We start from the raw sequence: 4,971 nt of genomic DNA, 5'->3' as shown, positions 1-4,971 counted from the left end.
GAGGCTTTTCGGTTTCTGCTGTTGGGTTTGCTGATGAGTGTGCGGTTAAAGTCTGCTTCAAATGTTTTACAAAAATCATCTACTTGGCAGAAAAGTGTTGTAAGATATTCCATGTTAAAGGGCTTTTGTGATGGTTTGTTTCGTCAAAACAGTAGATTATCACAATTGCTCTTTATTTTTTAGTGGGGCGCTTATCCCGAACTCAGGTTATAGATAACAACTGCTCATAGTTTGTCCCAAGATGTTCAGAAATGAGACAGATCAAAAGCGTAATGAGAAAAGATGAAAGTGATTGTATAGTTAATTCATGATAAAGTCTCAAGCCTAAAAATATCAACTTTTACTATTGTTCAAGCTAATATGCAAAAAGTGTGTCTTTCTTTGAGATGAATCGACTGTAGTCGAAGATTTGAAAAACTGACACAAGGCGACGAGCCGCAGGCAGACAGAGCGTACGGCAATGCGAGCCAAATCCGTAATACTTTTTTAATTCTTTGACTATATTGCTGTAGAGATTTTAAGGATTATCCAGTTTAATCAGGCTGAAAGCCGGTGTTTCATAAGGGTGGCTGGCGTGCAGGGCGGCGATGACCGCTTCTTTGCATGCTTCTGTTAAGACCATTTCCACGCGCCATTCGGGCAGGCGGCAGAGTTCTCCATTTTCGCCGATATGCGGATGGCTGCCCGAGAGCGGCAGAAATTGCCCTTCGCCGCGTACTTGCCATGCACAATGGGCGTAGTTGCCGATTGTGCCGGCTCCGGCGGCGAATAGGGCTGCTTTGACGCTTTCCAGCGCGTCTTCGGGAATGTAAGTAATAAGTTGGTACATAAGAATTTGAGGTTTAAAGCGGGGTTTTTTGCCGATCTTGGGCATCGAAATTATCTGCTGCCAGCTAGCGCTGAAAGCGGGCTTTGTTTGCCGCCCATTCGCTGTCGAGCATGGAGAACCAAGCAGTGTCGCGGTTGCGTCCGTGATAGACAAGGTGTTGGCGGAAGATGCCTTCAAATTGAAAGCCTAAGCGCAAGGCGGCGCGGCGCGAAGGGTCATTGAGGCTGTCGCATTTCCATTCGTAGCGGCGGTAGCGCAGTTGTTCAAAGACGTATTGGGCGAGCAGAAATTGCGCTTCGCCGGCGATGCGCGAACGTTTCAGGGCTTCGCCGTAAATCACGGCGCCGACTTCGATGCTGCGGTTGGCGCGGTCGATACGCATGAGCGAGAATGTGCCTAATGCTTTGCCGTCGGCTTGGTCGATGATGGCGAAGTAATAGGGATCTTGCGATTGCATCATTTCTTGCATAAAGGCGGAAAAATCGTTTTTATCGGCAAAAGGTCCGTATTTTGCGGGCAGATATGTCCAATTTTGCGCCGGCGTTTTGTCGTTATAAACCGCCCATAAATCTTCTGCATGCGCTGTACCGATTTTTTCCAGACGGCAGTATTGTCCCTGCAAGAGCTGTACTTGCGGCAGTTCGCCTGCCTGAAAATCCCTCAGGCTGTGCCCGATTGCTTGTCCGTAGGCGTTTGTCTGCATTTAATGTGCCTCGTCCCAGTTGCTGCCGATGCCGATGTCTACAATCAGCGGCACGGAGAGGGCATGGGCGTTTTCCATATGGCGGCGGATGATGTTGCTGTATTGCGCCGCCGCTTCTTGCCGCACTTCAAAGACCAGTTCGTCATGCACCTGCATAATCAGGCGGCAGTCGGGATTGTCGCCGAGTTCGCGGTCAATCGCCAGCATGGCTAGTTTGATGATGTCGGCGGCGCTGCCCTGCATGGGCGCATTAATCGCAAGACGTTCGGCGGCGTTGCGGCGCTGTTGGTTTTTGCTGTTGATGTCGGGAATGTAGAGGCGGCGGCCGAGGAGGGTTTCGGCATAGCCTTGTTGGCGGGCGGCACTGCGTGCATTGTCCATATAGTCGCGGACTTTGGGATAGCGGGCGAAATAGGTGTCGATATAGCCGGCGGCTTCTTGGCGGCTAATGCCGAGTTGCCGCGCGAGTCCGAAAGCGCTCATGCCGTAAATCAGTCCGAAGTTGATGGCTTTGGCATTGCGGCGGTGTTCGCGGTCGATGTGTTCGGGGTCACCGCCAAAGATTTCGGCGGCGGTGGCGGCGTGAATGTCTTTGCCTTCTTTAAAGGCTTGAATCAGCCCCTCGTCGCCCGAGAGATGCGCCATGATGCGCAGTTCAATCTGCGAGTAGTCCGCCGCCAAGAGACAGTAGCCCGATTCGGCGATAAAGGCTTGGCGGATACGCCGCCCTTCGGCGCTGCGCACGGGGATATTCTGCAAATTGGGGTCGGAGGAAGAGAGCCGTCCTGTGCTGGTAACGGCTTGATGGTAGCTGGTGTGAATCCGCCCTGTGTGCGCCTGAATGAGTTCGGGCAGTTTGTCGGTGTAGGTAGATTTGAGTTTGGCGAGGCTGCGGTGCTCCAAGATGATTTTGGGCAAGGCGGCATGATGTTCTTGGGCGAGGATTTCCAGCGTGCTTTCATTGGTGCTGGGCTGACCTTTGGGCGTTTTTTCCACGACGGGCAAGCCCAAGCGTTCAAAGAGAATTTCCTGCAATTGCTTGGGCGAGCCGAGGTTAAATTCGCTGCCTGCCAAATCGTAGGCGCGGCTTTCCAAATCTTTAAGCTGGGTTTCGATTTCCGTGCTTTGCTGTAAAAGCCGTCGGCTGTCGATTTTTACGCCGCGCGCTTCCATGCGGTATAAAACGGCGGACAGCGGCGCTTCAATTGTTTGATACAGGGCGGCAAGCGAATCGTTTTGCGTTAATTGGCGGGAAAAATGTTCGTATAAACGCAGGGTAATGTCGGCATCTTCGCAGGCGTAATGGGCGGCACGTTCGATGTCGATTTGGTCGAAAGTCAGCTGTTTTGCGCCTTTGCCGGCCAGCATTTCAAAACTGGTGGTCTGATAATTCAGGTAATAATGCGCGAGGTCGTCCATATTATGCCGCGTGGCGGTGCTGTTATGGCAATAGCTCATCAGCATGGTGTCGTCGATATTGCCTGCCAATTCAATCCCTTCTTTGGCGAGAATGTGGCGGTCGTATTTAATATGCTGCCCGATTTTGCCGATGGCGGGATTTTCTAATAATGGCTTGAGTGCGGCAAGGCTTTCTTGATAGGGCAGGTTCTGCGTCAGCTGATGGCGCAGCGGCAAATAATAAGCCTCGCCTGCCTGATGCGCGAGGCTGATGCCGACCAATTGCGCCTGCATGTAATCCAAAGCGGTGGTTTCCGTGTCTAAGGCGAATTGCGGAAGCCGGCTGAATTTATCAATCAGCTTCTGTAAATCTGTCATGTTATCAATAACTTGATAATTCTGTTCCGCCGCCTGCATAGGACTGGGAGCAGGGGATTGCTCTTTCATCGGATTGAGGTATTTCTGTTTAATCGCATTCAAATCAAATTGATTGCAGAGCTGCTCAATCTTGGTCGGATTGGGGCTGTGCAAGGCAAGATCGGCAATGTCGGTGGCGATATTGACATCGCAATCAATTGTCGCCAAGCGATAAGACAGGCGCAGTTGCTCAATTCCTTGGCGCAGGTTGTCGCCGATTTTGCCGCCGATTTTGCTGGCATTGTGAATAATATTTTCCACGCTGCCGTATTCTTGCAGCCATTTGGCGGCGGTTTTCGGTCCGACCTTATCCACGCCGGGAATATTGTCCGCCGTATCGCCGACCAGCGCTAAAAAATCCACCACTTGATTGGCGTTCAGCGCATCGACTTTAAAACGCTGCGCCACATCGGCAGCGGTGGTCGCCTCGTTTTTCATCGTATCAATCAGGCTGATATCGGCATGGCTGAGCAATTGCGCCATATCTTTGTCGCCGGAAGAAATCAGTACCTGATAATTCTGCGCCAAAGCACGGGCGGCAAGCGTACCGATGACATCATCTGCTTCTACGCCGCTTTCCATAATCAGCGGAAAACCCAAAGCGCGGATTAATTCGTGCAAAGGCTCGATTTGCACCCGCAAATCATCGGGCATGGGCGGGCGGTTCGCCTTGTAAGCGGGGAACATCTCATGGCGGAAAGTTTTTCCTTTAGCATCAAAAACCACGGCAAAATACACCGGCTGATAATCCTCATAGAGCTTGGCAAGCATTTTAATCACGCCGTGCAAAGCGCCGGTCGGCTGTCCCTCGCGATTCGTTAAAGGCGGCAAACCGTGAAACGCGCGGAATAAATACGAAGAACCATCTACCAAAACAACCAAACGATTAGAATCCAACATGCCCTGCTCCGAAAAAACAAGGCGCTACTTTAGCATAAAGCAGCGCCGTTACGGCAACTAAGTCAGAAAGAATAAGATGGGTTAACTTAAATGAACATAGATTCTTATCAAATTTATCAAAATTTTGCACAAACAAGAGTGTCAAACATTTCTTTTTTATTGTTTTTTAATAAATTTTCGTGGTGAAATTACTCTTTTGTGAATTTTTTCCCTAAAACAAGCACGTGATTTATTAATGAAATGAAGAAAATATTTTTTCAAAAATAAATTTAAATAAAAATTATTTATAGAAGGCTTATTATTAGTTAAATCACTTGAGAAATTTCCTAGTTTTGAACCTTGAAAAAATAATGCTTGCTTAGACCAATAGGTTTGAATACCAATATCTGCATAATGCTCTGTAATAAAAGCATCTGCAGGTAGGTGAATTCCTTTGTGTTCTTGTAGTTGCTCATCGATATATTCATAGCATTTTTTTGCTGCTATTGGGCTGATTAAATAAGCTCCTGCTAGTTTAGTACCTTTCATTTCTACAAGATCATAAAAAAAATACCATAACGGAATATCATCCGTGGTAAATTCTGGGCAAAGGGACATTTTAGGTGCTGTTTTCGAGTTCTTTAGCCCTAAGGGACAAAATAGGTGCTATCTAGCGTTTTTTAAGCAAAATAATCTTTTATAAACTTAACCTTATTGTCCTTTCCCATGCCGCAATGACAAGCTA

Annotated in this window: 4 protein-coding genes and 1 pseudogene; all 5 read right to left on the bottom strand. The window is 48.6% G+C overall.

Annotated elements, in window-relative coordinates; genetic code table 11:
- Nucleotides 1-113 (bottom strand): annotated as a pseudogene (locus tag ACJHVI_RS02770) (IS982 family transposase); the annotation flags it as partial.
- Nucleotides 114-517: 404 nt separating this feature from the next.
- Nucleotides 518-829 carry an NGG1p interacting factor NIF3 gene (locus ACJHVI_RS02765; protein WP_483183099.1) on the bottom strand — a complete coding sequence of 104 codons (312 nt, stop codon included), beginning with the start codon at nt 827-829 and terminating at the stop codon, nt 518-520.
- Nucleotides 830-893: 64 nt separating this feature from the next.
- Nucleotides 894-1,532, bottom strand: a complete 639-nt coding sequence (locus ACJHVI_RS02760) for a GNAT family N-acetyltransferase (protein WP_483183098.1) — start codon at nt 1,530-1,532, stop codon at nt 894-896.
- Nucleotides 1,533-4,247, bottom strand: coding sequence for a DNA polymerase I (gene polA, locus ACJHVI_RS02755; protein WP_483183097.1), 2,715 nt, complete (start codon nt 4,245-4,247; stop codon nt 1,533-1,535).
- Nucleotides 4,248-4,403: 156 nt separating this feature from the next.
- Entirely contained in the window at nt 4,404-4,844 is a 441-nt protein-coding gene (locus ACJHVI_RS02750; RefSeq protein WP_483183096.1) for a hypothetical protein, read from the bottom strand.
- Nucleotides 4,845-4,971 lie beyond the last annotated feature (127 nt).

The organism is Suttonella sp. (genome assembly GCF_056855035.1).
The sequence above is the reverse complement of the archived record's forward strand: the minus strand, read 5'-3'. Positions and strand labels throughout refer to the sequence as shown.

What these genes read in the sequence shown, in the direction of transcription:
- ACJHVI_RS02765 (WP_483183099.1), bottom strand. Translation starts at nt 829, where the DNA reads ATGTACCAACTTATTACTTACATTCCCGAAGACGCGCTGGAAAGCGTC.
- ACJHVI_RS02760 (WP_483183098.1), bottom strand. Translation starts at nt 1,532, where the DNA reads ATGCAGACAAACGCCTACGGACAAGCAATCGGGCACAGCCTGAGGGAT.
- polA (WP_483183097.1), bottom strand. Translation starts at nt 4,247, where the DNA reads ATGTTGGATTCTAATCGTTTGGTTGTTTTGGTAGATGGTTCTTCGTAT.
- ACJHVI_RS02750 (WP_483183096.1), bottom strand. Translation starts at nt 4,844, where the DNA reads ATGTCCCTTTGCCCAGAATTTACCACGGATGATATTCCGTTATGGTAT.